Origin of the sequence: Nitrospira sp. NS4 (assembly GCF_049546785.1) — a bacterium.
Lineage (GTDB): Bacteria > Nitrospirota > Nitrospiria > Nitrospirales > Nitrospiraceae > Nitrospira_D.
In genome coordinates, this window is record NZ_JBMWAN010000001.1 from 878,079 (window position 1) to 901,741 (window position 23,663).

General features: G+C 60.5%; 24 protein-coding genes and 2 tRNA genes. 2 read left to right on the forward strand and 24 right to left on the reverse strand.

The window, feature by feature from the left end; all coding sequences use genetic code 11:
* From ACO9S2_RS03845 to ACO9S2_RS03870, 6 genes are all read right to left on the reverse strand, one after another.
* Positions 1 to 708: a cytochrome c3 family protein gene (locus ACO9S2_RS03845; RefSeq protein WP_423720596.1), complete on the reverse strand. Its 708-nt coding sequence runs from the start codon at positions 706 to 708 to the stop codon at positions 1 to 3.
* On the reverse strand, positions 692 to 1,204 hold the full coding sequence (mobB, locus tag ACO9S2_RS03850) for a molybdopterin-guanine dinucleotide biosynthesis protein B (protein ID WP_423720597.1): 513 nt from the start codon (positions 1,202 to 1,204) through the stop codon (positions 692 to 694). The genes ACO9S2_RS03845 and mobB overlap by 17 nt, the downstream gene beginning before the upstream one ends.
* A 21-nt stretch (positions 1,205 to 1,225) precedes the next feature.
* The gene (gene glp / locus ACO9S2_RS03855; RefSeq protein WP_423720598.1) at positions 1,226 to 2,524 is read right to left on the reverse strand and encodes a gephyrin-like molybdotransferase Glp; all 1,299 of its coding nucleotides are present in this window, start codon (positions 2,522 to 2,524) and stop codon (positions 1,226 to 1,228) included.
* A 13-nt stretch (positions 2,525 to 2,537) separates the two neighbouring features.
* Positions 2,538 to 3,491: an Mrp/NBP35 family ATP-binding protein gene (locus ACO9S2_RS03860; RefSeq protein WP_423720599.1), complete on the reverse strand. Its 954-nt coding sequence runs from the start codon at positions 3,489 to 3,491 to the stop codon at positions 2,538 to 2,540.
* A gap of 47 nt (positions 3,492 to 3,538) precedes the next feature.
* Positions 3,539 to 4,477 carry a twin-arginine translocase subunit TatC gene (gene tatC / locus ACO9S2_RS03865; RefSeq protein ID WP_423720600.1) on the reverse strand — a complete coding sequence of 313 codons (939 nt, stop codon included), beginning with the start codon at positions 4,475 to 4,477 and terminating at the stop codon, positions 3,539 to 3,541.
* Positions 4,478 to 4,546: 69 nt separating this feature from the next.
* The gene (locus ACO9S2_RS03870) at positions 4,547 to 6,049 is read right to left on the reverse strand and encodes a Do family serine endopeptidase (RefSeq protein ID WP_423720601.1); all 1,503 of its coding nucleotides are present in this window, start codon (positions 6,047 to 6,049) and stop codon (positions 4,547 to 4,549) included.
* A gap of 253 nt (positions 6,050 to 6,302) precedes the next feature.
* Here ACO9S2_RS03870 and ACO9S2_RS03875 point away from each other — a divergent pair, with 253 nt between their 5' ends.
* The gene (locus ACO9S2_RS03875) at positions 6,303 to 6,503 is read left to right on the forward strand and encodes a hypothetical protein (RefSeq protein WP_423720602.1); all 201 of its coding nucleotides are present in this window, start codon (positions 6,303 to 6,305) and stop codon (positions 6,501 to 6,503) included.
* Positions 6,504 to 6,551: 48 nt separating this feature from the next.
* Here ACO9S2_RS03875 and ACO9S2_RS03880 read toward each other — a convergent pair whose 3' ends face one another.
* Positions 6,552 to 6,746: a hypothetical protein gene (locus ACO9S2_RS03880; RefSeq protein WP_423720603.1), complete on the reverse strand. Its 195-nt coding sequence runs from the start codon at positions 6,744 to 6,746 to the stop codon at positions 6,552 to 6,554.
* Between ACO9S2_RS03880 and ACO9S2_RS03885 the strand changes: the two genes are divergently transcribed.
* Entirely contained in the window at positions 6,734 to 8,047 is a 1,314-nt protein-coding gene (locus tag ACO9S2_RS03885) for a caspase family protein (protein WP_423720604.1), read from the forward strand. The two genes, ACO9S2_RS03880 and ACO9S2_RS03885, sit on opposite strands and share 13 nt — an antisense overlap.
* A gap of 223 nt (positions 8,048 to 8,270) precedes the next feature.
* On the opposite strand, the gene ACO9S2_RS03890 is transcribed toward ACO9S2_RS03885, so the two are convergent.
* The 17 genes from ACO9S2_RS03890 to xerD all read right to left on the reverse strand — a co-directional run bounded on the left by ACO9S2_RS03890 (position 8,271) and on the right by xerD (position 23,648).
* Positions 8,271 to 8,717, reverse strand: a complete 447-nt coding sequence (locus tag ACO9S2_RS03890; protein ID WP_423720605.1) for a c-type cytochrome — start codon at positions 8,715 to 8,717, stop codon at positions 8,271 to 8,273.
* 534 nt (positions 8,718 to 9,251) lie between these two features.
* Positions 9,252 to 10,172: a RodZ domain-containing protein gene (locus ACO9S2_RS03895; RefSeq protein ID WP_423720606.1), complete on the reverse strand. Its 921-nt coding sequence runs from the start codon at positions 10,170 to 10,172 to the stop codon at positions 9,252 to 9,254.
* A 10-nt stretch (positions 10,173 to 10,182) separates the two neighbouring features.
* Positions 10,183 to 10,872 (reverse strand): tetratricopeptide repeat protein, encoded by a 690-nt coding sequence (locus ACO9S2_RS03900; protein ID WP_423720607.1) that lies wholly within the window; start codon positions 10,870 to 10,872, stop codon positions 10,183 to 10,185.
* Positions 10,869 to 11,783, reverse strand: a complete 915-nt coding sequence (locus ACO9S2_RS03905; RefSeq protein ID WP_423720608.1) for a PfkB family carbohydrate kinase — start codon at positions 11,781 to 11,783, stop codon at positions 10,869 to 10,871. The genes ACO9S2_RS03900 and ACO9S2_RS03905 overlap by 4 nt, the downstream gene beginning before the upstream one ends.
* Before the next feature lie 4 nt (positions 11,784 to 11,787).
* The gene (mtnP, locus tag ACO9S2_RS03910) at positions 11,788 to 12,690 is read right to left on the reverse strand and encodes an S-methyl-5'-thioadenosine phosphorylase (RefSeq protein ID WP_423720609.1); all 903 of its coding nucleotides are present in this window, start codon (positions 12,688 to 12,690) and stop codon (positions 11,788 to 11,790) included.
* Positions 12,691 to 12,704: 14 nt separating this feature from the next.
* Positions 12,705 to 13,715 (reverse strand): tRNA (adenosine(37)-N6)-dimethylallyltransferase MiaA, encoded by a 1,011-nt coding sequence (miaA, locus tag ACO9S2_RS03915; protein WP_423720610.1) that lies wholly within the window; start codon positions 13,713 to 13,715, stop codon positions 12,705 to 12,707.
* Positions 13,716 to 13,720: 5 nt separating this feature from the next.
* The gene (mutL, locus tag ACO9S2_RS03920) at positions 13,721 to 15,535 is read right to left on the reverse strand and encodes a DNA mismatch repair endonuclease MutL (RefSeq protein WP_423720611.1); all 1,815 of its coding nucleotides are present in this window, start codon (positions 15,533 to 15,535) and stop codon (positions 13,721 to 13,723) included.
* Between the two features lie 69 nt (positions 15,536 to 15,604).
* A complete protein-coding gene (ybgF, locus tag ACO9S2_RS03925; RefSeq protein WP_423720612.1) occupies positions 15,605 to 16,381 on the reverse strand; it encodes a tol-pal system protein YbgF in 777 nt (258 codons plus the stop codon).
* 2 nt (positions 16,382 to 16,383) lie between these two features.
* Positions 16,384 to 17,865, reverse strand: a complete 1,482-nt coding sequence (gene ybgF, locus ACO9S2_RS03930; RefSeq protein WP_423720613.1) for a tol-pal system protein YbgF — start codon at positions 17,863 to 17,865, stop codon at positions 16,384 to 16,386.
* A gap of 78 nt (positions 17,866 to 17,943) precedes the next feature.
* Complete coding sequence (gene pal, locus ACO9S2_RS03935; protein WP_423720614.1) at positions 17,944 to 18,663, reverse strand: peptidoglycan-associated lipoprotein Pal; 720 nt, start codon at positions 18,661 to 18,663, stop codon at positions 17,944 to 17,946.
* A 93-nt stretch (positions 18,664 to 18,756) separates the two neighbouring features.
* Entirely contained in the window at positions 18,757 to 20,073 is a 1,317-nt protein-coding gene (gene tolB, locus ACO9S2_RS03940; RefSeq protein WP_423720615.1) for a Tol-Pal system beta propeller repeat protein TolB, read from the reverse strand.
* 3 nt (positions 20,074 to 20,076) lie between these two features.
* Positions 20,077 to 21,105 (reverse strand): energy transducer TonB, encoded by a 1,029-nt coding sequence (locus ACO9S2_RS03945; RefSeq protein WP_423720616.1) that lies wholly within the window; start codon positions 21,103 to 21,105, stop codon positions 20,077 to 20,079.
* Positions 21,106 to 21,119: 14 nt separating this feature from the next.
* Complete coding sequence (locus tag ACO9S2_RS03950; protein WP_423720617.1) at positions 21,120 to 21,563, reverse strand: biopolymer transporter ExbD; 444 nt, start codon at positions 21,561 to 21,563, stop codon at positions 21,120 to 21,122.
* Positions 21,560 to 22,234 carry a MotA/TolQ/ExbB proton channel family protein gene (locus tag ACO9S2_RS03955; protein ID WP_423720618.1) on the reverse strand — a complete coding sequence of 225 codons (675 nt, stop codon included), beginning with the start codon at positions 22,232 to 22,234 and terminating at the stop codon, positions 21,560 to 21,562. Before ACO9S2_RS03955 ends, ACO9S2_RS03950 begins: the two co-directional genes overlap by 4 nt.
* 91 nt (positions 22,235 to 22,325) lie before the next feature.
* Positions 22,326 to 22,403 (reverse strand) — tRNA-Asp (locus ACO9S2_RS03960).
* 122 nt (positions 22,404 to 22,525) lie between these two features.
* Positions 22,526 to 22,601: transfer RNA gene (locus ACO9S2_RS03965), tRNA-Val, on the reverse strand.
* Positions 22,602 to 22,718: 117 nt separating this feature from the next.
* Positions 22,719 to 23,648 carry a site-specific tyrosine recombinase XerD gene (gene xerD, locus ACO9S2_RS03970; protein ID WP_423720619.1) on the reverse strand — a complete coding sequence of 310 codons (930 nt, stop codon included), beginning with the start codon at positions 23,646 to 23,648 and terminating at the stop codon, positions 22,719 to 22,721.
* Positions 23,649 to 23,663 lie beyond the last annotated feature (15 nt).

Genomic DNA, 23,663 nt, shown 5'->3' on the forward strand with positions numbered 1-23,663 from the left:
TTAAAACAACAAGTCAGCGCTGATTTTTTCTGGGAGATGACAGGTCTCGCACTTCCGGCTGATCGGCTTGCCCTGATGCTCGGTCTTCCCGTCATGGCACCGGAAACAATCGGACAGGGCGCGGGTGCGCAGATAGGAGCCCTCCGGGTGCTCCGGATTCCAGGGCTTGCTGTCCGCCGACACATGCCCGCGCGGAATCACAATCGGATAGCCTTTGATCGGCCGTTCGTGCACGACCCCGGAATGGCAGGTGGTACAACCCTCTCCCTGCCCCCTGACACCGAACGCCTCCATGTGGGCGCGATGGCTCATCACCAGGCCCACGTCCTTCACGGGTGGAGGCAGGTCCCGCGTTGCGATCTCGGAAACCCGCAGAATGTTCCGGTGGCAACTCACACACACATCCGAATCCACCTTGGCCTTGAGATTGTGAACTTCGGTCGGTGTGCCGAACAGATAGATCACCGTATCCTTCGTCCCGTTCCATACCTTGTCGTGCAGCCAGCCCTCGACGCCGGGACGGACATGGCAGGCCACGCAGGTGACGTCTTTATGGGACGACTTCGTCCAGCTTTCATAGGACGGAGTGATGGTGTGGCAACCGGCGCAAAACTTCGGATGATTCGTCAGAGGAATTGCGAGACCGCCGAACGCGAAGGCTCCGGCGACGAGGGCCAGGACGATCGTCGCTTTACGGTTCCAGTTCATGCGCGACGCGAGGAAACTGCTTCATGATGATGGCGGCCACGCCCGCGACATCGTTCAGATCGAGCACCGGAACGGGCAGGTCGATCGGCTTATCGGAGACGACCGCCAGGAGCCCGTCGGGAGACACCGGCACTTCCCCGACCTGTTCCCGGATCACCACAATCTTGTGATAGCCTTCGCTTTTCCAGCCTTCGGCGATGATGAGATCATAGGAGGAATCCAGAAACCGGTCCCGCACTTCCTCCACCTTCATTTCTTCCGGCACGTCGGCAAACATCGCCAGGCTGCCGCGGGATATCACGATGACGCTGCTGGCCCCCGCCCGCTTGTGCCGCCAGCTGTCCTTGCCTTCGGTATCGAGATCGAATCCGTGCCCCGCATGCTTGACCGTGGCTACGCGATACCCAGCCCGGACCAGCTCGGGAATGACCCGTTCGATCAACGTCGTCTTGCCGCTGTTGGACCGTCCAACGAAGGAGACAATGGGCACGGCCATCAATTCAATCCCTTTCCTGACTCAACAACACGACGTCTTATGGCCGCCGCTGTGAGTCTGCCCCGCTTGCGTGCTCCAGGCTGCTCCGCTCAGCAACTGCACGGTCACCAGATCACCCGGATTCAGCCGCTCGACCTCCACCGGAATATCGATCAGGCAATTGGCCTTCACCATGGAGGTCAGAATCCCGGATCCCTGATCGCCCGTCGTCCGCACCTTGAACTGGCCCTCTTCGCGCGTCAGCACGCCGCGAAGGAAATGCCTCCGGTCCGTCCGCTTCGAAAACTTTTCCTGGAAAACCGCATGCACGACCGGACGCCCGTAGGCGGGGTGGCCGCACATTTTCAGCATGGCCGGTCGGACCAGCTGCTCGAACGTCACCATCGACGAGACGGGATTACCCGGCAGCCCGAAGGCCAGCTTGCCTTGGATTTTGCCGAAGGCCAGCGGCTGGCCGGGGCGGATCGCGAGCTTCCAGAAATTCATCTCGGCGCCCAGGTCCCGAAACACCGCCTTGGTGAAGTCATAATCGCCCATCGACACGCCACCTGATAGCACCAGAATATCGGCGTTGAGCCCGTGCGAGATCTTCTCCTTCAAGGCGTCGGGGGTGTCCCGCGCGATTCCCAGGAGAAACGGAATCCCGCCGGCCTCCTGCACCGCCGCCGCAATGCCGTAGCTGTTGGAATTGATGATTTTCTCTTCGCTGAAGCGCTCGTCCAGATCAGCCAGCTCATCGCCCGTCGAAAGGATGGCCACGCGCGGGCGCTGGTAGACGAAGACGAAGGACTTGGCAAGGATGGCCAGCATGCCGGCATCGCCGGGACGAATCTGCGTGCCTTTGGCGATGATGCATTCGCCCTTTTTCACATCCTCGCCCTTGGGGCGAATGTTGGCCCCGCGCGGCTCCGGCTTGAACACGCGGACCGAATCCGGTGTATGCTCCGTATCCTCGACTTTCAGCACGGTATCAGCCCCGCGCGGGATCGGCGCGCCGGTCATGATCCGGATCGCCTGGCCTGGACCGACCGTCCTGGAAGGCATCTTCCCGGCCGGGACATCTTCGATCACCGTCAGCGTGACCGGCTTTCCAATGGCATGCTCCTGCTTGATGTCTTCCCAGCGCACGGCAAACCCGTCCATCGCGCTGTTGTCCCACGGCGGATTGTCGCGTTCGGCCACGATGTCTTCACCGAGCACCCGGCCCAACGAATCCAGAATGGAAATCTTCTCCAGGCCGAGGGTCGGCGTGGCATCGAGCACGACTTTCTGCGCGGCGTGAAGCGGGGTCAACCCTGTAGTGACGTCAGCGGCTTTCACGATCTCACTCCTGTCAATGTTGTTGGCGGGGCGCGACCTTGAGCAACGACCCGCTCTTCTTACAGAACGCTTCGACCTTGTTCGCAATCTCGTGGTAGCACTCGGCCGTCGCCGTGTCCGAATTGAACATGGCATAAGGCTCGCCTGCATCCGACTGCGTCACGACTTCGGGATCGAGCGGAATCCGGCCGAGGAACGGCACGCCCATGTCGTTCGCCGACGCCTCCCCTCCGCCCTTGCGAAAGACCTCGATATGGTTGTGACAATGCGGACACTCCAGGCCGCTCATGTTTTCGACGATGCCGATGATCGGCACTTCGCTGTCTTTGCAGAAGGTCACCGACTTGCGCGAGTCCAAGAGCGCCACTTCCTGCGGCGTCGTAATAATCACGGCTCCGCTGACATTGCCCAACAGATCGATCGTCGTGACCGACTCGTTGCCGGTGCCCGGCGGGAGATCGATCAGCAGAAAATTGAGGTCCTGCCACTCGACGCCGCCCAGCAACTGATTGATGAATTCATACTTGTACGCGTCGCGCCAGATGATCGGATCATCAGGGTTCTGAAGCAGGAACGACATCGAGGCGATTTTGAGGTTGTAGGCTTGAAAAGGGATGATTCCACCCGACGTGCTGATCTTCAGCTTCTGCCCTTCCGCCCCGACCATCTTCGGAATGTTGGGCCCATGGATATCCATGTCGCAGATCCCGACATGCCACCCCTTCAGCGCGAGGCTCACGGCGATATTCGTCGTGCAGGTGCTTTTGCCGACCCCGCCTTTGTTGCTCATGATGAGGACTTTGTATTCGATCCTCTCCATGCGCTTCGCCACGAGCCAGCGGCTGTGGCCTTCCTTGTCCTTCTGGCAGGATTCGTTTTCGTCGCAAATGGCGCAGGCCCACATATAGGTACAGGCGTCGCTGCCGCCCGAGGTCGGTGTCTGGATGATATTCAACTCACGAGGCATAAGATATCCTTCTGTGTAACGTGATTCCGGGCGGCAGGGTTTGCCGGTTACCGGCGCGGGCTCCCGCTCGGTACGGCGACATAGTCGCCTTCGGCCGACTTCGGCATCCCGGCTCCGCCTGGACCGCGTCCTGCGGGACCCGGCGCGGCTGCGGGAGCCTCGGCAGGCTCTTCCTGCGCCGGCTTCTTCTTATTGAAGAACCCCGCGCTCACGATGCCGACTTCATAAAAAATGTACATCGGCAGCGCCATCAAACATTGGTTAAATGGATCCGGCGTCGGCGTCAGAATGGCCGCGATGATGAAGGCTCCGAGCAGCGCCCATTTCCGGTAGCGCCGCAGGAACGGCGCATCCACCCATCCCAGCTTGGCCATCAAGGTGATCGCCAGCGGGACTTCAAAAATCAGCCCGAAGACGAGCAGAAACCACAGAGCAAAGCCGACGTATTGCGCAATGGATAACTGCGGAATAAAGCCCGCGCTCACGCCATAGGAAATGAGAAAATTCAAGGCGAAAGGCAGGACGAAGAAAAAGGAGAAGAAGACGCCCGCAAAAAACGCCAGCGTGCTGAGCAGCACAAACGGCCCGACAAACCGGCGCTCCTGCACATGGAGCCCCGGCACGACAAACTGCCAGACCTCCAGCAGGATATAGGGCATGGCCAGCACGACGGCAAAGAGGCCGGCCACTTTGACGTTCTGCCACAGGGCTTCAGCCGGCGCGAGAAAGACGAAGGGCACGGAGGGAAGATCGGTCGGCTCCCAGGACAACGTGCTGGGCACGAACATGTTCTGCAGCGGGATGCGCAGCCACTTGACGAGGGTATCGGCATAGAAAAACGTGGCGACGAACACGATCGCCGTGATGATGACGGCGCGGGTCAGCCGGACCTGGAGTTCAACCAGGTGCTCCATGACCGGCATCTTTTTATCTTCCAGCGGCTTAAAGACCGAGTCTTGCAGCCACCGGTTGAAATCGTTCAGCACCGCGCCCCCACCCGCACAAGACGACGCCGCGCCGGCGATGGATCCATCACCGGACGCGGCATACTCGGTCTACTTCGGATTGACGGCCACGAACAGGCTGTTGCCCTGCCGGCTGACCAGCAGCACCGCCAGTTCGTCCTTCTTGATCTTGTTGGCCGCTTTCAAATAGTCATCCACCGTTTTCACCGTCTCGTGATTGACTTCCTGAATCACGTCGCCGCGCTGCAATCCCGCCGCTTCGGCCGGGCCGCCCGCTTCCACCGCGGTGATCACCACACCGGTCGTCTTGGCCGGAATATTCAACTGGCTCATCAGCGCGTTGTCCAGCGCCTGAATCTTCACCGACGCCAGCACATTGTCCGGCGGCTTGATGGTTTCGCCCTGGTCCTTCTGTGGAACCGCTTCCTTCTTGGCTAACAGCTCGTCGGATGGCCGTTCCGCCACCTTCACCGCGATGGTCTGCTCTTTGCCGTCGCGCATGATCTTGACCTGCGCATCTTTCCCCACCATGGTGCGCGCCACGAGATTCCGGAGCTGGCTGACGCTCTGCACTTCCTTCCCGTTGAACGCAATCACCACATCGCCGCGCCTGATGCCGGCCGCATGCGACGGGCCGTTCTCATTCACATCGCTGATCAGCACGCCTTTGCGCTGCTCCGACAGCTTGAATGATTTGGCCAGCGCCGGCGTAATCTCCTGAATCGCGACGCCCATCCAACCCCGGACGACTTTCCCCGTCTTCTGGAGACTGTCGACGATGTCCACGGCAATACTGCTGGGAATCGCGAATCCGATGCCCTCCGAACCGCCGGTCCGCGAGAAAATCGCCGTATTGATCCCGATCAGCTCGCCGTTCATGTTCACCAGCGCGCCGCCGGAGTTTCCGGGATTGATCGCGGCATCCGTCTGAATGAAATCTTCATAATCCGCAATACCCACGTTGCCGCGGCCCAGGGCGCTGATGATGCCCAGCGTCACCGTGGAACTCAGCCCGAAGGGGCTGCCGACGGCCAGGACCAGGTCGCCGACCTGCAGCTTCTCGTACTCCGCCCACTTGAGGGAAGGCAAATCCTTGGCTTCGATCTTGATGACCGCCAGATCGGTCTTGGGATCAGTCCCCACCGTCTTGGCCGAGAACTCCCGCCGATCACTCAGTGTGACCGTAATCTGGGTCGCGCCCTCCACGACGTGATTGTTCGTCACGATATACCCGTTCGAATCGAAGATGACTCCTGATCCGGCGCTTTGCTCGGGACGCCCGTGCCCGCCCGGAGGCCCCGGCGGCATCGGAGGCGGCGTCGGGAGTTCTCCCCCGCCCGGCTCATCTCCCGGAGGTCCTCCGAACGGACCGGGTGGAAGACCACGGCGGCGGCCTTCCCCGCCGCCTCCGGTCACAGCAATATTGACGACCGCCGGATTCACTTTCTTTACAATTTCAGAGAAGCCCTGGGCCAAGGCCGGAGAAGCCGCTGTTGCGACGGGACTCCCCATGAACCCGCACGCGACCGTGGTCGCCAACACAAGTCCGCAACCAATGATGAACTTGGTCGTCTGCTGACGCCGAATGACCATACTCAGTTCCTCCCGACGGTTGATCTGACATAAAACCAGAAACCAGCTACACCGGCCCGGTTGAATCCGGAGAGCCAGCCAAGCAGTGCATCTTACACTAATCTTTCCCTGGGCTTCAAAGAGGAAAAGTCCCGTTTGGCCGACCGATCGTGACATCATTCAGAAAGTACTCAGGCTGTCATGGCCACTTGAATGAGGCCTGAGACTGCTTCAGCGTAACCTGGGCGCCAAAGATGCGCGGAGAGGCACGCCGATGACACGAGCGGTGCGGGACGAAGTGCCGGACAACTGGTCCGATCAACCGGGATCGAAAACGCGGTTATTCCGGGATGGGGTTGCGTTGTTCCGCGAACTGGCCGTCATCCATCGCAACGCCGCCAACGGCTCCTATTCACCTCCCCGGGCACCCGACTCGCCCTCCCCCCTCAGATCCTCTTTCCCCGTCTGGGAATAGTCCCTCCCCTCCAGACATCTCTGCGGGACAGGCCGGGCACCTTTGGATTCACAACTCTCCTTTTCCAAACCGAATCCATTTGATATGCCTTTCATGTTCCGGCACCATCGGGGCAACCGCTTCCGGCTCTTGCGTTATGTTCTTGAGTTTCTTCCAGTACAGTAACAAGCGGGCGGGGAGAATCCCGCAGACCGGCAGCACCGCAACCATCATTTGAGAGCCATCGGCACATGCGCTGCTCACAAGCACTCCTCGGCCTTCTGGCCGGCCTCACGGTCGGCTGTACCGGCGCGCCCCACTTTCCACCCCCGGATCCATCGGACTCAACGGTCCCGGCTCACCCGCGTCAGGCCGCACCGGCAGCGCGTACATCGAATGTGCGCTTCACATCCATGGTGCTGGACGAAAACAGCAACCTCACTCTCGAAGGCGGCGAACGCTTTCGCGTGCGCGTGGACGTGATGAACACCGGCATCGTGCCGATTGAACAGGCCCTCGTGTCACTCTCGGGCCAACACATGCTGCTCAGCCTGTTCTCCGCAACCACCCTTTCGCTTCCCACTCTGCAACCGGGCGAGATGAAATCCGTCGAGTTCCTGGCCACACTTCCGCCTGCCCTCCCGGACAGGAAAGCCGAACTGCACGTGACCGTCGAAGAGTCCATCCTCCACACAAAAGCTCCGACACAGACCCTGGCCGTCACCATACAACCGACCGGGATCAAGGCCGACGACGTGGACCAGATTCCGGCATCGGCAACTGACTTTCAGCAGCCAGACACCTACCTCATCTCAATCGGCGTCGGCTCATACCGCAATCAGCAGATCTTGCCGCGGAAGTTCGCCTCCCTGGACGCGGGAATGGTCGCCAATTACTTCCGGTCGCTCGGGGGCCTCCCCGCCTCGAATGTGCGCCTGTTTCAAGATCAGACCGCCTTGCGAGCGGATATCGACGAAGCCCTCTTGACCTGGCTGCCTGCGCACGTGACGAAGGACGCCCTGGTCATCATCTACTTTTCAGGCCAGGCCATGGTAAATCAGGACGGCGAGATACTCCTTGTCCCGTACGAAGGAAGCCCCGCGACAGCGACTCGCTTGTATCCCCTGAAAGATTTGGAGTCGGCCCTTTCCCGGCTCAAGGCCAACCACACGATCCTGCTGTTCGACGGTATGGTCTCGCCGCTTCACAGCAATCCCAAGGCCGGGAACCCGTCTCCCCGCTGGGGCGGCAGCGGCTCCTCCACAGTTCGGCTGATCAGTAACGATGCCCTGAGCAACGGCCTTGAGGACGACAAGCATCGTCATGGCCTCTTTACCTACTATCTCTTGCGGGCCTTGCGCGGAGAGGCGGATTCAAATCGGGATGGCGCGGTGACGCTGGGAGAAGTTGCCGGCTACGTCAGCCAGAAAGTCATGTGGGCGTCAAAATCCCAATTCGGCGGCAACCAACATCCGTTCATATTCCCGCCGATGAAATCGGACCCTCTCTCATCGACGCTCGTTCTCAGCAAACCGGCTGGGATTCGAGGAGAGGAAATACCGTAATTCCGGTTATTCCAAGGTCGTCAGAACCCCTCCGATGAGTCCATTTTCTCAGCAGGCCCCGGCACCACTCTTGATGGCTACCGACAGGCGACGGCATCGGTCGGGACATCGGCGTACCGGGTAGCCGGGGAAGAAAAGCTGGGGTGGGAACGCCGCACAAAAAGGAAAGGAGCGGAGGGAAATCCCCCCGCCCCTTTCTGAAAACCGCTGTCTGCTTGAGAAATTACTCGCCCTTGCAGAAGCTCCGCTCGTAGTTGATGATGTTCCAGGCTTCTTCTTCGTTGATCGCGGCCGGGATCAACGATACCATTCCCGTTCCCGCGCTGCCGTTCTTGATGACCCAGAACAACTCACCGTCTTTCCGCTTCTTATGGAACTTGCAATTGGTGAAGTCCCGGGGGCTCGGATCAAGAATCGCGCCGGCCGGTCCATCGCCCTTGCCTTCCTTACCGTGGCAATTGAAACAGGTGCCCTTGCCCTCAAACAACGCCTTGCCCTTGGCGATGCTCTCGGGGGTCGAAGCAACCGGGTTCTTCATGGCCTTGGCATCGCCCATCTGGTCGGCAGGAACGCGGGGCTTCAGAGGATCCTTTTCCGCCGCACCCACCACCGTGGCCGACATAAGCATCAGGGCCGCACTGATTCCCAGAAACTTTGAAAAATAACCCATTGCACATCCTCCTTTGTGTTGAACGCACCGCACGTGAACTCGGCCTAAGGCCGCTGGCTCGTTGATTCCCACATCAAAAATGACTGCGATGAAACGGGCGGACTATAGCAATCACATTTGTTTCTTGTCAAGAAACCTTCAGGCTCTTTATCCACCCGGCGATTTGGCCGCCCGCTGCAATCTCTTGCCATCCATCCTCTGGTCTCATCATCACGAGACCTTGGGTGCTCTACGTACTGGAAGATCTATCAAAGGCCGTGCCACAACCCCATGCGCGAGGCATGAGATAAATGAACCACTTACAGCCACTGAAAAAATCCTCGAGGCTCACCCCGACAACACGAGACACCTTTGCGCCACAAGCCTTCCACGGATGCCCCATATCTGCGCCCAGGCACCCCCGTCACTGTTCAGACCTTCCCGGCCAGCGATCAGCCGTTACCTACCACTGCACAATTCAGATAGGCATTGAAGAGAAAGGAGGGCGCGGGAGGGGCGGACTGGAAATAGCTTGAAGGGAAGGGGGAAACTGAATTAGCGCTTTAGCACGACATCATGCGCAACTTTTCCGCTGGGCCCGAAAGGTTTTTGCGGCTGTCCATTGAGCGTGGCCCGCACACCGCCCGCATTGCCCAGCGTCAATACAAATTGGTCCTGACCTTTCCAATGCGCCTTCTCACCGGGCCGCAAGAGGGCTTCCTGGGGGCTTCCGCCATCGATCTGCACCACCACCCACGTCAGTTCGACCGCTTCAAGATCAAGGACCAATTGGTCCTCCGCCAGGTTGCCCGCGCCTCCATCGATCGAGATCCCCCCCAACGGACCGTCCGCCCCGGGCGAAGCCGTCGAGACCGGCTCGGATTCCGGCTTGGTCGTGATCCCGGCGGTTGAGACCGGCTCATTCGAGCGGGCCTCCTGAACCGGCTTGGTCGGAGCCGGAGGGATCTCGCCGGAAACGGCGGGGCCCCGTGCGACCTCCTGCCCTGGAACGGCCGCGGAGTCGGCGGATTCCGTCGAAGCGGACGTTGTGCGCTTGGGAGTATTCAACTCGGATGTACTCCGCTTCAGCACCGACGACTGTTCGCGGCTGAGCAGAAAGATGAGCGTCAACACCGCAATCCCGATAGCCACCGCAACGGCTTTCCGGTTCGCCCGCCGTTTGCGTTCTTCTTCAACCTGGCGGACTTTCAGGCGCTCGCGCTCATCCTGCTTGTCGTAGAACGCCCCGGCTGACTGGGTAAACCGGTGAATCGCGTCTTCTTCATCCAGGCCGAGCGAACGGGCATAGGATCGAACGAATCCCTTGGCAAACACCTGATCGGGCAACTTGGCGAAGTTGCCGTCCTCCAGGGCCTTGACAAAATCCGACCGGATACGGGTTTTCGAGGCCACTTCGTCGACCGTGAGCCCCTTCGTTTCCCGGACCTGCTTAAAAAATTCACCGACTGATTCCATACGCCCTCAACTACTTTATCCGAGCCAAGAGTTCCGTCGCGGCGGCGGCATATTCTCCACCCTTGTCCATCGTCACGACCTTGTTCAGCGCCTCGCGGGCTTTCGCGTTATAGCCCAGCTTCCAATAAACCCGCCCTAGTTCAAGATGAGTCAACGCGGGCGCCACGCTGGGAGGGTTCACCGCCACTGCATCCTCCAACACCTCCATCGCCCCCTGCAAGTCTCCCTGATGTGCGAGCGCCAGGCCCAAATGAAACCGGGCCAGATCGGGTGTCACATAGAGCGGATTGGCTAACGCGGCTCGATACGATCGAATCGCCTCGTCCCATTTCCCCTGAGTGGCCAGGACCTGCCCCAGATAGGTATGCGCTTCTGAATAGGTATCGTCAATTGAGATCGCCGCGCGAAATTGTCGTTCGGCCTGGGGCAACTTCCCTTGCAACACATAAATATGGCCGAGACCGTAGTGCGCCTCTTTATTGTTCGGATCGGCTTGCACCGATTTCTGGAAGGCGACGAACGCCTTCTGCCGGTCGCTATTGAGGCTGGCGAGCCCTTCCTGGTAGTACCCCTGGGACTTCTTCGTGGCGTCTTCGCTCGTAGCGCAGGCATTCAGCAGGCACAGTCCCGCAACCACGCACACGACAGACGCCACTGCGTTGAACAATGGTATGGTACGGCGGTTTTGCCGGATGCTCACGGAAGGTCCTCAAAATGCGTCAGGCGTTTAAACTCACGAAACCGATCTTGAATCTCTTTGTAATCCAGGATACGCAAACGGTCAAGACTAAAGGCTTCCACCGTAAACGACGCCATCACGCTTCCGAAGATGATGGCCTGCTTCATCGCCTCGGAAGAATAGTTGCCCGTCGCGGCCAGATAGCCCAGGAAACCGCCCGCAAAAGTGTCGCCGGCCCCCGTGGGATCCCGCACATCCTCCAGCGGAAACGCCGGAGCCCCGAACACCTGGTTCTCGTTGAACATCAACACGCCGTATTCGCCCCGCTTGATGATGAGATGTTTCGGGCCTCGTGACAGCACTTGCTTCGCCACCTTCACCAGATTCGAGTCCTGGCCGAGCGCGCGGGCTTCGCCGTCGTTGATGATGAGCACATCCACCTTCTCCAGCACTTTCCACAAGGCATCCCGCTTCCCGTTGATCCAGAAATTCATGGTGTCGCAGGCAACCAGGCCGGGCCGCTCCACCTTCTGCAACACATCCAGCTGCAACTCGGGATCGATATTGCCGAGAAACAACACATCGGGGGACCGGTACGCTTCGGGGATCTTCGGCCGGAACGTTTCAAACACGTTGAGTTGCGTGTCCAGCGTATGCGCTTCGTTCAACTGGTGGGTGTACTCCCCTTTCCACCGGAACGTCGCCCCGGGCCTCTGCTCCAAGCCGGTGAGATCGATCCCCCGGCTTTTGAGAAAAGCCGTATGCTGCTTGGGGAAATCGTCGCCCACCACCGCAATCAGGCTGACCCCAGTAAAGAAACTGGCCGACGTCGAAAAATAGGTCGCGGACCCGCCGAGAATGTCCGTCCCCTCGCCGAAGGGCGTTTTCACGGTGTCCAACGCCACAGACCCGACCACCAACAACTTGCCCATGGAGTTACCTTTTCCCTTTCTTCGGTAAGGCCAGGCGATCAAGGAACAATCCCAACTTCTTCCGACTCGCAGGAGAAATCCGGTCAGGCGCTGTGACGATGGCGGTTTGCAGCGCCTGCTGACAGCCGCAGGTTGACGCCGCGGCCCCGAGGCGCGGCACCACCGTCCGCAGCATCCGTTTGGCCAGCGCCACGTTCTGATGCAGCGTCGCGAGAATCGCCTCGACCGTGACGGCTTCTTCCGTCTCATGCCAGCAATCGTAGTCGGTCACCAGCGCCATCGTGGCATAACAGATCTCCGCCTCCCGGGCCAGCTTCGCCTCCGGCATATTCGTCATGCCGATCACATCGACGCCCCATTGACGATACAGCCTCGATTCCGCCTTGGTCGAAAACTGGGGCCCCTCCATACAGATATAGGTTCCACCTTCATGAAGCGAGGCCCCGGTCTGCTGTCCGGCCCCCGCCAGGGCATGCGCCACCGTGGGGCAAACCGGCTCCCCGAACCCGACATGCGCCACCACGCCGCCCTCGAAGAAGGTCGACGCTCTGCGTTTGGTCAGGTCGATGAACTGATCGGGGAGCACCACATCGCCGGGCCTAATGGATTCTTTCATACTGCCGACCGCGCTGACCGAAATGATCCGCTGGACTCCCAGCGCTTTCATCGCATAGATGTTGGCGCGATAGTTAATCTCGCCGGGATTCAGCCGGTGTCCCCGCCCATGGCGGGACAGAAACGCGATGGCGACGCCATCCAGCGTCCCGATCCGGATCGCATCAGAGGGCACGCCGAACGGCGTGCGCATACGCGCATCACGAACAGCCGTCAGCCCTTCGATGTCATACAACCCGCTTCCGCCGATCACCCCCAATGAGACCTGTCCGCGACTCGCCTTCCGTGCCATGCCCCGTAGACCCCTCATGTGTCCTGGCCAACCGCTTTCGCCAGCGGCTTCGTGGATTCCAACGCCGTCAGGAACTGCTCGATCTGTCCGATCACGCGGTCGGCAATCCCCTCAGTCGATTCATGCTCCTCGACAGGCAGCCAGACAATGCCCGGCTCTTTCCGAAACCAGGTGAGCTGCCGCTTGGCGAAGTGTCTCGTGTCCTGCTTGAACCGCCGCACCATCTCGGCATCATCATATTCGCCCGCCAGATGCGCGGCGATATGCCGATAGCCAAGCCCCTTCATGGAGCCAAGTTCCCTGCCGTACCCCTTCGCCAACAATGCGCGCGTCTCTTCTATCATGCCGTGCGACAACTGCCAATCGATGCGCGCCTCGATCCGGTGATACAGGCATTCTTTCGGCCGCTGGAGTCCGATGAGCAACACGGCGAACGCCGTATCCTGAAACGCATGCCGCGTTTGCAGGCTTGAGAGGGGCACCCCGGACAGACGATAGACCTCCAATGCCCGGATGACCTTGGACTCATCGTTCGGATGCAGCTTCGCCGCCGTCACCGGATCCACACGAACCAGCTCGGCATACAGCCCGTCGCGGCCCTGCGCTTGAACGATCCGGAAGAGTTCCTTCCGGATCTCCGGATCGGCCTGCGGCGCCTCGCAGATTCCGCGGACGAGCGTCCGGATATAGAGCCCCGTCCCGCCGACGACGAATGGAAGCCGGGCCTCCCCGAACGCCCGTTCGATCTCGATCAACGCTTCCCGCCGATACCGTCCGGTATTGAAGACCTCGTCTGGTTCGACGAGGTCGATCAGGCGATGAGGCACGCCGTGACGCTCATCAATGGACGGCTTGTCCGTCCCGATATCCATCCCCCGATACACCTGCCGCGAGTCCGCCGTCAGAATCTCCGTGCCGTACCGCTTGGCCACCTGCACTCCCGCTGCGCTTTTCCCCACCGCGGTGGGCCCCAGCAACACGACCACGGGACGATGCCGGCGCACGTTCTCGGATAACACACGCATGGCGGTTAGACGGACCCGTCCCCCTTCCACCCAACGCGCCCGAAGATTTTCTCGAGCTCTTCCGCACCCAGATGGAACACTGTTCGCCTGCCGTGCGGGCAGGTCTGGATCTTTCCCTCCGCCAGCCAATCCTCGGCAAGGTGCTTGATCTCGGGCAGTTCCATGGCACGCCCCGCTCTGACGGCGCCATGGCAGGCCAGCGACGCCAAAACCGGACGCACCCGATCCTCCAGGCTCGACGCCCGGTCCCACTGGCTCAGATCGTCGAGCACATCCTGCAGAAACGCCCCCGCGTCAACCTTGCCGATACCAAGCGGGACGCTCCGGACCAGCACAGTGGCGGGCCCGAACGGTTCGAGACCGAGGCCGAGCTGTTCAAGATCACCCTGATAGCGTTGCAGTAACGCGGCCTGGGGAGCCGTGAGTTCGACCGACTCGGGGATGAGCAAGGGCTGCGACGACATCCCGCGAGATTGCCAGGCACGATAGAGCCGTTCAAACAACACCCGTTCATGGGCCGTATGTTGATCGACGATGGTCAGGGCCCCGCCAAGCTGGACGACGAGATACGTGCGGTTGAGTTGTCCCAGCGCGACCACTTCGGACGAGGGCACACGAACATAGGGCTCTGCCGCCTCACTGACAAAGGCCAATTGCTCCACGCGAGGAATGCTTTCCGCCGATCCGCCTGAGCCGACCTGCAGGGCGGCCCCCGGCGTACCGACGGACACCCCCTGCGACCAGGACGGAATACCCGCTGGCTCCACCGCCCCCCGCTCACGCACCGTATCATGCGGATGGGAAGAAGCCCCCTCGCTGCGGCCCAACGCCTGACGAACTGCGCGACGGACGAGTTGATGGATGGCTTCGGTTGCGGCAAACCGGATTTCCCGCTTCGCCGGATGGACATTCACATCCACGCCGTCGGGATCGATCTCCAGAAAGAGGACAAATTGGGGCTGGTGCCCTTTGGGTAAAAAAGAGCCGTAGCCCTCCGCCACCGCATGGAGGATCGCGGCGTTGCGGACCGGCCGGCTGTTGACGAAGAGTTCTTGCGGCGTCCGTGACGCTTTTGCATGGTTGGCGTCGATGATCAGCCCGCTGATCGCCGCCCCGGGCTGTTCTCCCTGCACCGCCACCGCGTGATCGAGAAACAGCCGCCGATAGATCTGGCCGATTCGATCCTTGGCCGTGGATACGGCCGGGCAATTCAACACCTCCTGCCCGTTGCTCGTAAGCTTGAAATGGACCGACGGCCAGGCCAGCGCGGCCTGCTGCACCACATGGGTAATGTGGGAACATTCCGTGGGCATCGACTTCAGAAACTTCTTCCGGGCCGGCTGGTTATAAAACAGCTCTGTGACTTCGATGCGGGTCCCGACGACCGGCGGCGCGTCGAGCACCTGCTGGATACGGCCCCCGGCCAGGTGCAGATCGGTCCCGACGGCATCGAGCTTGGTGGCGGTCACGAGCCGGACCTTGGACACCGAGGCGATGCTCGGAAGTGCCTCCCCGCGGAATCCCATCGTGCGGATCGACCAGAGATCCCGGTCCGACCGGAGCTTGCTGGTGGCATGCCGTTCAAAGGCCTGCGGGACATCGGTCCTGGTCATCCCTTCGCCGTCGTCCGTTACGCGGATCATCGCCATCCCGCCGTCTTTCACATCGACCGCGATCGTGCGGCTGCCGGCATCAAGACTGTTTTCGATGAGTTCCTTGACCACCGCCGCGGGCCGTTCGATGACCTCTCCGGCGGCGATCCGGCTGATGACGTCGCCCGGCAGGACGTGAATCTTTCCGCTGAGGCCGGTGGTCACCACAGTGTCAGGCTCCGCGAAGAATGAGGCCCGGCTGAGTGATTCGGGCGGGCCGTCGCATATCTGCGACGGTCATCGAAGTTCGGCGAGTTTATTCTTTGCGAGCTTGGCTTCGTCGGATGCGGGAAAGTCTTCCAGCACATGCTTGAGATATTTCCGTGATTTCACCAGATCGCCGGTTTCCGCCGTCGCAAGGCCGAGCTTGTACAACGCAGCCGGGACCTTTTCATTCCCCGGATATTCGGTGACCAGATATTCGAAGGCCTGAATCGCCCGCGTGTAGTCTTTCTGATTGTAATAGGACTCCCCAAGCCAGTAATGGGCATTCGGGGTCAGCGACGTGCCGGGAAAATCCTTGATGAACCGTTGGAATCCCGCGACCGCCAACTCATATTTTCCGTTCAGGTAATCGTTGTAGGCCAGATTGAAGGCCGACGTCGGAGTAATGCCCGGGACATTGGGAACGATCGTCGGACTTTCCGCCTGGCTCTGAGGCTTGGCCGGCTTGGCCGGCTTCTGGACCTCGGGCGGAGCCGGCTCCAGCTTGGAAGACGAGAGCCCTTGCCCCTCCTCAAACTTCGCCAGTCGCGTCTCGATCTTTTGAAGCCGCGCGGCGAACTCATCTAGCCGGGCCTTACCCGACTCACCGTCCTTCATGCGCTCGAGGGACTCCATCCGGCGCAATGCCGCATCGACCCGCTGGTGGTCTTGCTCCTGCGAGCGGGCCACTGTCGAAACTTGATCTCTCAGTTCAATGAAATCGGCATGCTTGGCGCAACCCGCCAGCATCAGCACCTGGCCGGCGACTGCCATCGTCCACACACAGGACTGCGCACGTGAAGACATCATCTCTACCGCCCCTCCTTCAACTGAGCCAGCTTGTCGGATGCTTTACCGGCCTCCGGAGTCCTGGGATACAACGTGACCACTTGCTTGAAAGCGGAGGAGGCCCGCTTTTTATCCTTTAAGGCGAGATAGGCATAGCCTTTCTTCAGAATGGCCGCCGGAACTTTCTCGCTGCGGGGATAATCCAACTCCACCTTGTCATAGGCATCGATCGCCTTCTTATAATCTTTCGTGCCGTAATAGGCTTCGCCGAGCCAATAGCGCGCGTTGGGAGCCAGGTCTGAATTCGGATAGCTGGCCAGAAACGCCGAAAACCCCCTCCGGGCCCCGTCGAGATCGCCCCCACGAAAGAGCCCCAACACCTGCTCATACTGTTCACGGTCCGCTGCGACCGACGCTCGCGCCGGCTCGCCAGCCTGTGGCGCCTCCACAGGAGCAACCAGCGCAGCGGGCGGCGTGGCCGCCGCCGCTGAGTCCTCATTCGAGGAGGCCGGGGACTGGCTCGTTGCGACGCTCTGCTCGAACTCCTGCGACGCCCGTTCAACCCCGCTGACTTCCGCCGATGGGGCCGGCTGAGATCGCAGGACATGCTTCGGATTCGACTGACGCCCCCCGGTTTTCTGACTCACCTGATCGACCGATCGTGTGAGGGCATCAAGCCGGCGATCCTGATCCTCGAAGCGAGAAACCACCTTTTGATTCATCGCATCCAAAGTTCGCGCGACGGAATCCACACTCCTCTTGACCGTCTCCACATACGCCGTCGTCGACTTATTCGCCTCATTTACATAGGCAGTCGTCTCCCGGCTGCTGGCGTCCAGCTTGGCCGCCAATCCCTTCGAAGCCTGCTCTTCCTGCCCGACCCTCTCATTCAATCCGTTCAACGCTTCCTTGAACCCGGTCAGGGCCTGATTGAATTGGGTGAACTTCTGAGAGACCTGATCGAGGCGGTGCTGACTCTCGACAGCCCCCTTTTGCTGCTCATCGAGCTTCAGATCCACCCGCCTGGCCATATCCTCGTTGGTCTTCTTCACCACGCCGGCCAGATGCTCTTTCATCCCATCAATCGCTTTCGAGACATCCTCGGACATCTTATCGAGCCGGGCATTCACCTTCGCATCCTGGGTATCGAGACTCTTTTGAAGCCACGCATACCGGGTATTCGAATCAGCTTCAAGCTTGGCAGCCAACTGCTCCAGCTTCTTGGTCTGCACTTCAAGTTGTGCCGACCGATGCTTGAGGTCCTCCTGCTTGGCATGGAGTTCCTGCGCCTCATGCCGCACCTTTTCCAGCTCACCATGCAGTTGTGGCAATTCCTGTTCCCGTAGCGAGGAAATCTCCTGGCTCTGCCGGGCCCTGGCCTGCGAATATTGCTCATCCTGTTGCCGCATCTTCTGTTGAAGATCACGTTCGGCTTTCTTCAGATCAGCCTGTTGAGCGACACACCCTGACAGCAGCATCATGAACAGGACTAGAACAATAGCCACGGAACACCTCACTTGCCGGTAATGATCGATGTGACTAGCCACAACCGCGTGCTCCAGCATCAGAACGACTGGCCCCGCTTACTTCCCGGACTTGATCACCACGTGGCCGCGACGATTCTGCGCATAGCAGGATTCGTTCTGTTCTTTGCAGAACGGTCGCTCCTTGCCGAAAGACACCACGCTCAATCGGCTGGCGCTCACCCCGAGTTCGACCAGGTAATTCCGGACGGCCTTCGCGCGCCTTTCCCCGAGCACCAGGTTATAGGCGGAAGTTCCGCGCTCGTCGCAATGTCCTTCAATTTTCAGGCCCGCGCCGGAATTGGCCTTGATCCACTCTGCATCGCGCGACAATGCCTGCCGCCCCTCTTCCGTGATGACAAAACTATCAAACGCGAAAAAGACATCCCGCAATCCTGCGGCCTCGGCGGCTGCTTGTTCTGCGGCACGGGTGGCATCCATTTCGCGACTGCTCTGGGATGGTTCCACCTTGGCCATCATGGTCCCATTCGTGACATGCTCTTCGGCGGGACTCTTCCCTCCCCCGACAGAATCCAGCCCGCGAAGTCCGCTGGACGCATTCTCATCTCTGTTGGAGAGCGTCGTGTCGGGAAAGTTCGACCCGACTCCCCCGCTCGGCCCTCCCTCAGGACCGGCAGTACCGGCGGATCCCTGGGCTCCCTTCTGCGAGGATTGGGTATCCCCGCCGGATTGTACGCCTTTCTTTGAACAGCCTGGCACGGCCATCAGCAACAAACCGGCCACCATCGGCAGATACCAGATCACTCGTGTTGTCCGCATGTCGTCTCTCCTCCATCTAGAAAAGGACATCCCCTGGGCACCCCAGCAGAACGTCATCATAAATAGTTGTACTCTGTGGCCGTTGCTTGCGCATTATGAGGCCGGCGACCAGGCCGGCGCACTGTTATGTACCCCAGTGAATGTCACTCGCTCAAGATCTTTGCCGTCCGCGTTGATCATGTAAATCTGGCTTTTGCCGTCGGCCGTTGAACTAAAGACCAGATGGCGTCCATCCGGCGACCACGAGGGCGAATCATCAACCCCCGGGCCGGTCGTGAGCTGCACCCGCTTCTGCCCGTCCGGCGTGATCAGACAGAGTTTATACTCCTTTTTGGGAGTCCGGCAGACATAGGCGATCCAATTCCCTCGCGGCGACCAGGCCGGCGCGGCATTATAATCGCCTTCAAAGGTCAGGCGTCGGACATTCGAGCCGTCCGAGCTCATCAGGAAGATCTGCGGCCCGCCGCTGCGATCCGAAGCGAACGCCAGCTCCCTTCCCGAAGGAGCCCAGGAAGGCGAGAGGTCGCCCGATGCATGGGTCGTCAACCGATGCAACGCCTTGGTCCTGGTATCCAGCCGATAGAGTTCCGAATTCCCTTCATAACTGGACGCAAAGGCGAGGAAGTTTCCGTCCGGCGAAAGGGCGGGCGTAATGTTGAGCCCGCTGAGCGACACCAGTGTCCAGCGCTTCCCCGTCGCCAGCTCGATCATGTCGATATCCTGCGTGTTCCGGTTGCGATAGGCCGTGAAGACGAGAAACCGGCGGTCGGGCGACCAGCGGGGCATCAGGTTCAGAAACCCGTCGGCCGTCAACTGGCGCGGCTCATACCCGTCGTAATCCATGACGAATAGTTCTCGCGCCGATCCCTGTTCGGACACATAGGCGATTTTCGTTCTGGCGATACCGGGCTCTCCTGTGTACCGGAAGACCAGCTCGTCCGCGAAACGGTGGGCCATCAAGCGGACGACGGAGGAGGAGCCGACGTAGCGCTTGCCTCCGACCACCTCATTACTCCCCCCGTCGTAGACAAAGCCGTCCATGCTGACATCAGCATCTTTGTCTCCCGCCTTCAGGCCCGCTTTCCCCCATACCAGGACAGACGCGCCATTCGCCACCGCCTGCTTGAAAGCCGGATTCGGGACCGTGCCCACGTCTTTGAGTCCGAGGTTCGGCACATCCAGCAAGGCAAACACCAGCGAGCGGCGGATATCGGACTTCAATACTTCTTCCAACCGGCCACCCAGCCACTCGGGCCCCCCGGTATTCTGAATGCCGATCACCCCCACGGGAATTTTTTGAAAATCGGGGCGTGTCGCCTCCAGAAACACATCCGTGGCGCCGGACTCGATAATGCCGATCACCCCCACCAGCGCACAACACATCAGCAGAAGAGCGGTTCTGAGTCTCATGGCTTATCCGTTCTGCTCCCCGACCGTGAAGGTAAAGTGGGCATCAAAATAAGACTCCGTCAGCTCGGGTGGAAACCCCGGCAACGGCTCGGCATTGATGACCGCGCGCTTCCCGGCCAGATCGTAATATTCATTCCCCGAAGACTGCTCGACCGCGACCCCGCTCACGGTCCCGTTCCGGTGCAACCGGAACTTGACCACGACCGAATAGACCTGAGCCGTCACATCGACCGGCGGCGCGGACCAGACCGCGCTGATTCGTTGCCGCACCCGTGCCAGATAGGCATTGGATCCCGGAGCGATACCGGGAACCTTGAGCGTGGTATCGACCGCTTTTACACTCGGAATCTTGGCCTCACGCGGTGACGCAGGCTTGGGCTGCGCCTCCGCCGGAAGCGGCTTCGGCTCCTTCGGCAACTCAACCTTCTTGATCTTATTCAGCTCCTCGTCCAGCTCCCGGTTGACCTCTTCGCTCAACGCAGCCTTGGGCCTCGCCTCGGCCGGCGTCTTCGGAAGCTCCTTCGTCTCTTGAGCGAGCGGGACGTCGGGCAACTTCAGCTTCGCGACCGCGGGCACCGCCGGTTCCTGAGATTTTTTCGGCCTGTCGGTCGGGCTGAAATCTCCAAGCTTGGGCGCGTCCGGAGGCAGCTCAATCCCCTTCATCAAGTCACGCATCGGATCATGCGCCGGCCGCGCCGGAGCAACGGGTGCAGGCCTGACTGGCGGCGGCGCAACCGGCGCCGTTTTTACCGGCGGGGCCGGAGCAGGCGCCTTGGCAACCTCGACCTGTTTGACGGGGGGCTTCACCGGCTCCACCACGTTCACCGGCGGAGTCGGCAACGACGCGAGCGAGATTTCGATGGATGCCAGCGGCTGCTCTCCATGCCGGGGCCACCGGACCCACGTCACCGCAACCAGCACAACCAGATGAAGGACCATGGACCAGACCACCGCCCGCCGGAGATGACGGGTGATCTGCCCTTGAGCATCTTCATCCAGCCACAGGCGTGATTGTGCCGAAGCCTGCACCATAGCAATTCAAGACTCTAGTTCTTGCGACGAACGGATGAAGGGTCCGTCACCCGCTCCGGCCCTGTGGGATCCGTCACCATCCCAAGCTTCTCGATGCCCGCCTTCTTCACCCCGTCCATCACTTGCACCACGACTCCGTAGGGCACGTCGCGATCGGCGCGCAGATACAGCGACACATCGGCATGCTCTTCCTTGAGGAGCCTGAGCTTCCGCTCTAGCTGCACGACGCTGACCTGATCCTTGTCCAGATACAGCCGTTGATCTTTTTCAATCGTGAGCACGGCTCGGATCTCCGGCTTGATCGTATTCGACGCCGACTTCGGCAAGGTGATGTCCATCCCGCGATACAACATAGGCGCCGTCACCATGAAGATGACAAGCAAAACCAGCACCACGTCGACCAGCGGAATCACATTGATCTCCGCCATGAAACGGCGCTGGCGGGTTTCGAGGATCATCCCTTGGCTCCGCCGGATCCCGGCTTCGGTTTGGACGCTAACATGGCAAGGAGTTCCACGGTCACAGAATCCATCCGGAATGCCGTGCCGCGAATACGCGAAAGAAAATAATTGTAGGCGATCACCGCGGGAATCGCTGTGAAGAGCCCGGCCGCCGTGGCGACCAGCGCTTCAGACACACCCGGCGCCACCGCCGCAATGCTGGCTGTCCCCTGGGAGCCGATTTCTCTGAATGAATCGATGATGCCCATGACGGTCCCCAGCAACCCGACGAAGGGGCTGATGTTTCCCGTTGTGGCCAGGAACGGCAGGTAGGCTTCGAGCTGCGAGAGCTGGCCCTGGGCAAGATGCTGTGCGGTGCGCTCCACGACGTGGCGATCCAATGCCGGCGCGCTTCCACCTTCATGCGCTTCCTGTCCACTCCCGAGCCGATCCACCACGCCGTGAAAAATTTTCGCGCAGGGGCTCCCGGCCGAACGATGGGCGTGGCGCGCAACCTCGTCCACATCCTTGGACTTCGCCAACACGGCCATGAAGCGGTGATCTTCCGCATCAGCCGCCCGGAACACTTTCCATTTGAGGAGAATGACCGCCCAGGACAGGACCGACAAGAGGAACAGGAGCAGAAGAACAACTTTCGACACCACCCCCAGCGATCCGAGAAGACCCATGGGACCTGACTGGAACATAAGGCGCTAGCGTCTCCCTCCTTTAATCACGACACACCGTAGTGTGATGGAGTGTACCAAACTCTGGAGAAAATGGCGGGGCCGACGGGATTTGAACCCGCGACCTCCAGATTGACAATCTGGCGTCCTAACCAGGCTGAACGACGGCCCCTCGAGACTCTACATTTGGCGGATGATCGGAACGACAAGACGATATTTAGCGGTCGGTCGCTTCCAACACTTAGAATGGCTCTATCTTCTTTCTTCGACCTGCCCACGCGAACCAGTCTACCCTGGTAGGCGGAACAGGGATCGAACCTGTGACCTCTGCCTTGTAAGGGCAGCGCTCTCCCAACTGAGCTATCCGCCCGCTATTCCTCACAAGCTTGGCGGATGCTATCAAGTCCCTCTGAGCTTGTCAACCGATTCTCGCACTATTCTTGCAGTTTTCCGGCGCGCACAGAAATATTTTTCGCGGCGCATCCCCTCAGACTTTTGAGCGCCGCGCCTGACGGGGGAAAAATCGCCGATGCACCTGCGTGAGTCGTCCGCGCTCGACGTGCGTGTAGATTTGCGTGGTCGCGATGTTCGCGTGGCCCAGCATGGCCTGCACGGCGCGAAGATCGGCGCCGCCCTCCAGTAAATGGGTCGCAAACGAATGCCGCAGCATGTGGGGGGAAATCGGCTTGGTGATGCCCGCCCGCCTGGCCCGTTGCCGGACGATTTTCCAGAAGGCCTGCCTGGTCAGCGGCCCGCCGCGCCGCGAGACGAAGAGCGCGCGCGATGATCGTCGCTGCAAGATCACCGGCCGCACATGATCGAGATAGTGCACCAGCGCATCGCGCGCGGCCTCTCCGATCGGCACCAGTCGCTCCTTCGAGCCTTTCCCGTGCACGCGCAAACATCCGACGGCCAGATCCAGCCGGACGACTTCCAGCGCCACGAGTTCCGACACCCGCAATCCCGAGGCATACATCAGTTCGAGCATCGTCCGGTCCCGAGCATCTTCAACGGTCTGCACGGCCGGCAACTCCAGCAAGGCCGTCACTTCCTGCATCGTCAAGGTACTCGGCAACCTGGTCCCCCGCCGCGCCGTGGCGAGATCACGCGTCGGATTGATGTCGGCGATCCTCTCGCGCACGAGAAAGCGGAACCACCCGCGCATCGCGGACAGCGTTCTGGCCATCGAAGCCGGAGACAGGCCCTCCGCTTTCAATGAAGCCAGAAACCCGACCAATTGCGGCGGGGAAACCGGCGCATTCATGTGGAGTCGATGCCGGCTCAGAAACGCTTGCAGTTTGGACAGATCGCGCCGGTACGCCTCCAACGTGTTGGTCGCCAAACCTCCCTCGACACGGAGGTGGCTGAGATAGCGCTCGGCCAGCGGGTCAAGCACCTGTTCGGGAAGTTCTGCCATAGATGAGTGAGCACA

What these genes read in the sequence shown, in the direction of transcription:
- ACO9S2_RS03870 (WP_423720601.1), bottom strand. Translation starts at nt 6,049, where the DNA reads ATGGTCATTCGGCGTCAGCAGACGACCAAGTTCATCATTGGTTGCGGA.
- ybgF (WP_423720612.1), bottom strand. Translation starts at nt 16,381, where the DNA reads ATGATGTCTTCACGTGCGCAGTCCTGTGTGTGGACGATGGCAGTCGCC.
- ACO9S2_RS03895 (WP_423720606.1), bottom strand. Translation starts at nt 10,172, where the DNA reads ATGGAATCAGTCGGTGAATTTTTTAAGCAGGTCCGGGAAACGAAGGGG.
- ACO9S2_RS03905 (WP_423720608.1), bottom strand. Translation starts at nt 11,783, where the DNA reads ATGGGCAAGTTGTTGGTGGTCGGGTCTGTGGCGTTGGACACCGTGAAA.
- ACO9S2_RS03885 (WP_423720604.1), top strand. Translation starts at nt 6,734, where the DNA reads ATGCGCTGCTCACAAGCACTCCTCGGCCTTCTGGCCGGCCTCACGGTC.
- ACO9S2_RS03950 (WP_423720617.1), bottom strand. Translation starts at nt 21,563, where the DNA reads ATGATCCTCGAAACCCGCCAGCGCCGTTTCATGGCGGAGATCAATGTG.
- ACO9S2_RS03945 (WP_423720616.1), bottom strand. Translation starts at nt 21,105, where the DNA reads ATGGTGCAGGCTTCGGCACAATCACGCCTGTGGCTGGATGAAGATGCT.
- miaA (WP_423720610.1), bottom strand. Translation starts at nt 13,715, where the DNA reads ATGCGTGTGTTATCCGAGAACGTGCGCCGGCATCGTCCCGTGGTCGTG.
- mobB (WP_423720597.1), bottom strand. Translation starts at nt 1,204, where the DNA reads ATGGCCGTGCCCATTGTCTCCTTCGTTGGACGGTCCAACAGCGGCAAG.
- ACO9S2_RS03860 (WP_423720599.1), bottom strand. Translation starts at nt 3,491, where the DNA reads ATGCCTCGTGAGTTGAATATCATCCAGACACCGACCTCGGGCGGCAGC.
- ACO9S2_RS03890 (WP_423720605.1), bottom strand. Translation starts at nt 8,717, where the DNA reads ATGGGTTATTTTTCAAAGTTTCTGGGAATCAGTGCGGCCCTGATGCTT.
- ACO9S2_RS03875 (WP_423720602.1), top strand. Translation starts at nt 6,303, where the DNA reads ATGACACGAGCGGTGCGGGACGAAGTGCCGGACAACTGGTCCGATCAA.
- mtnP (WP_423720609.1), bottom strand. Translation starts at nt 12,690, where the DNA reads ATGGCACGGAAGGCGAGTCGCGGACAGGTCTCATTGGGGGTGATCGGC.
- ACO9S2_RS03955 (WP_423720618.1), bottom strand. Translation starts at nt 22,234, where the DNA reads ATGGGTCTTCTCGGATCGCTGGGGGTGGTGTCGAAAGTTGTTCTTCTG.
- xerD (WP_423720619.1), bottom strand. Translation starts at nt 23,648, where the DNA reads ATGGCAGAACTTCCCGAACAGGTGCTTGACCCGCTGGCCGAGCGCTAT.
- ACO9S2_RS03845 (WP_423720596.1), bottom strand. Translation starts at nt 708, where the DNA reads ATGAACTGGAACCGTAAAGCGACGATCGTCCTGGCCCTCGTCGCCGGA.
- pal (WP_423720614.1), bottom strand. Translation starts at nt 18,663, where the DNA reads ATGCGGACAACACGAGTGATCTGGTATCTGCCGATGGTGGCCGGTTTG.
- tolB (WP_423720615.1), bottom strand. Translation starts at nt 20,073, where the DNA reads ATGAGACTCAGAACCGCTCTTCTGCTGATGTGTTGTGCGCTGGTGGGG.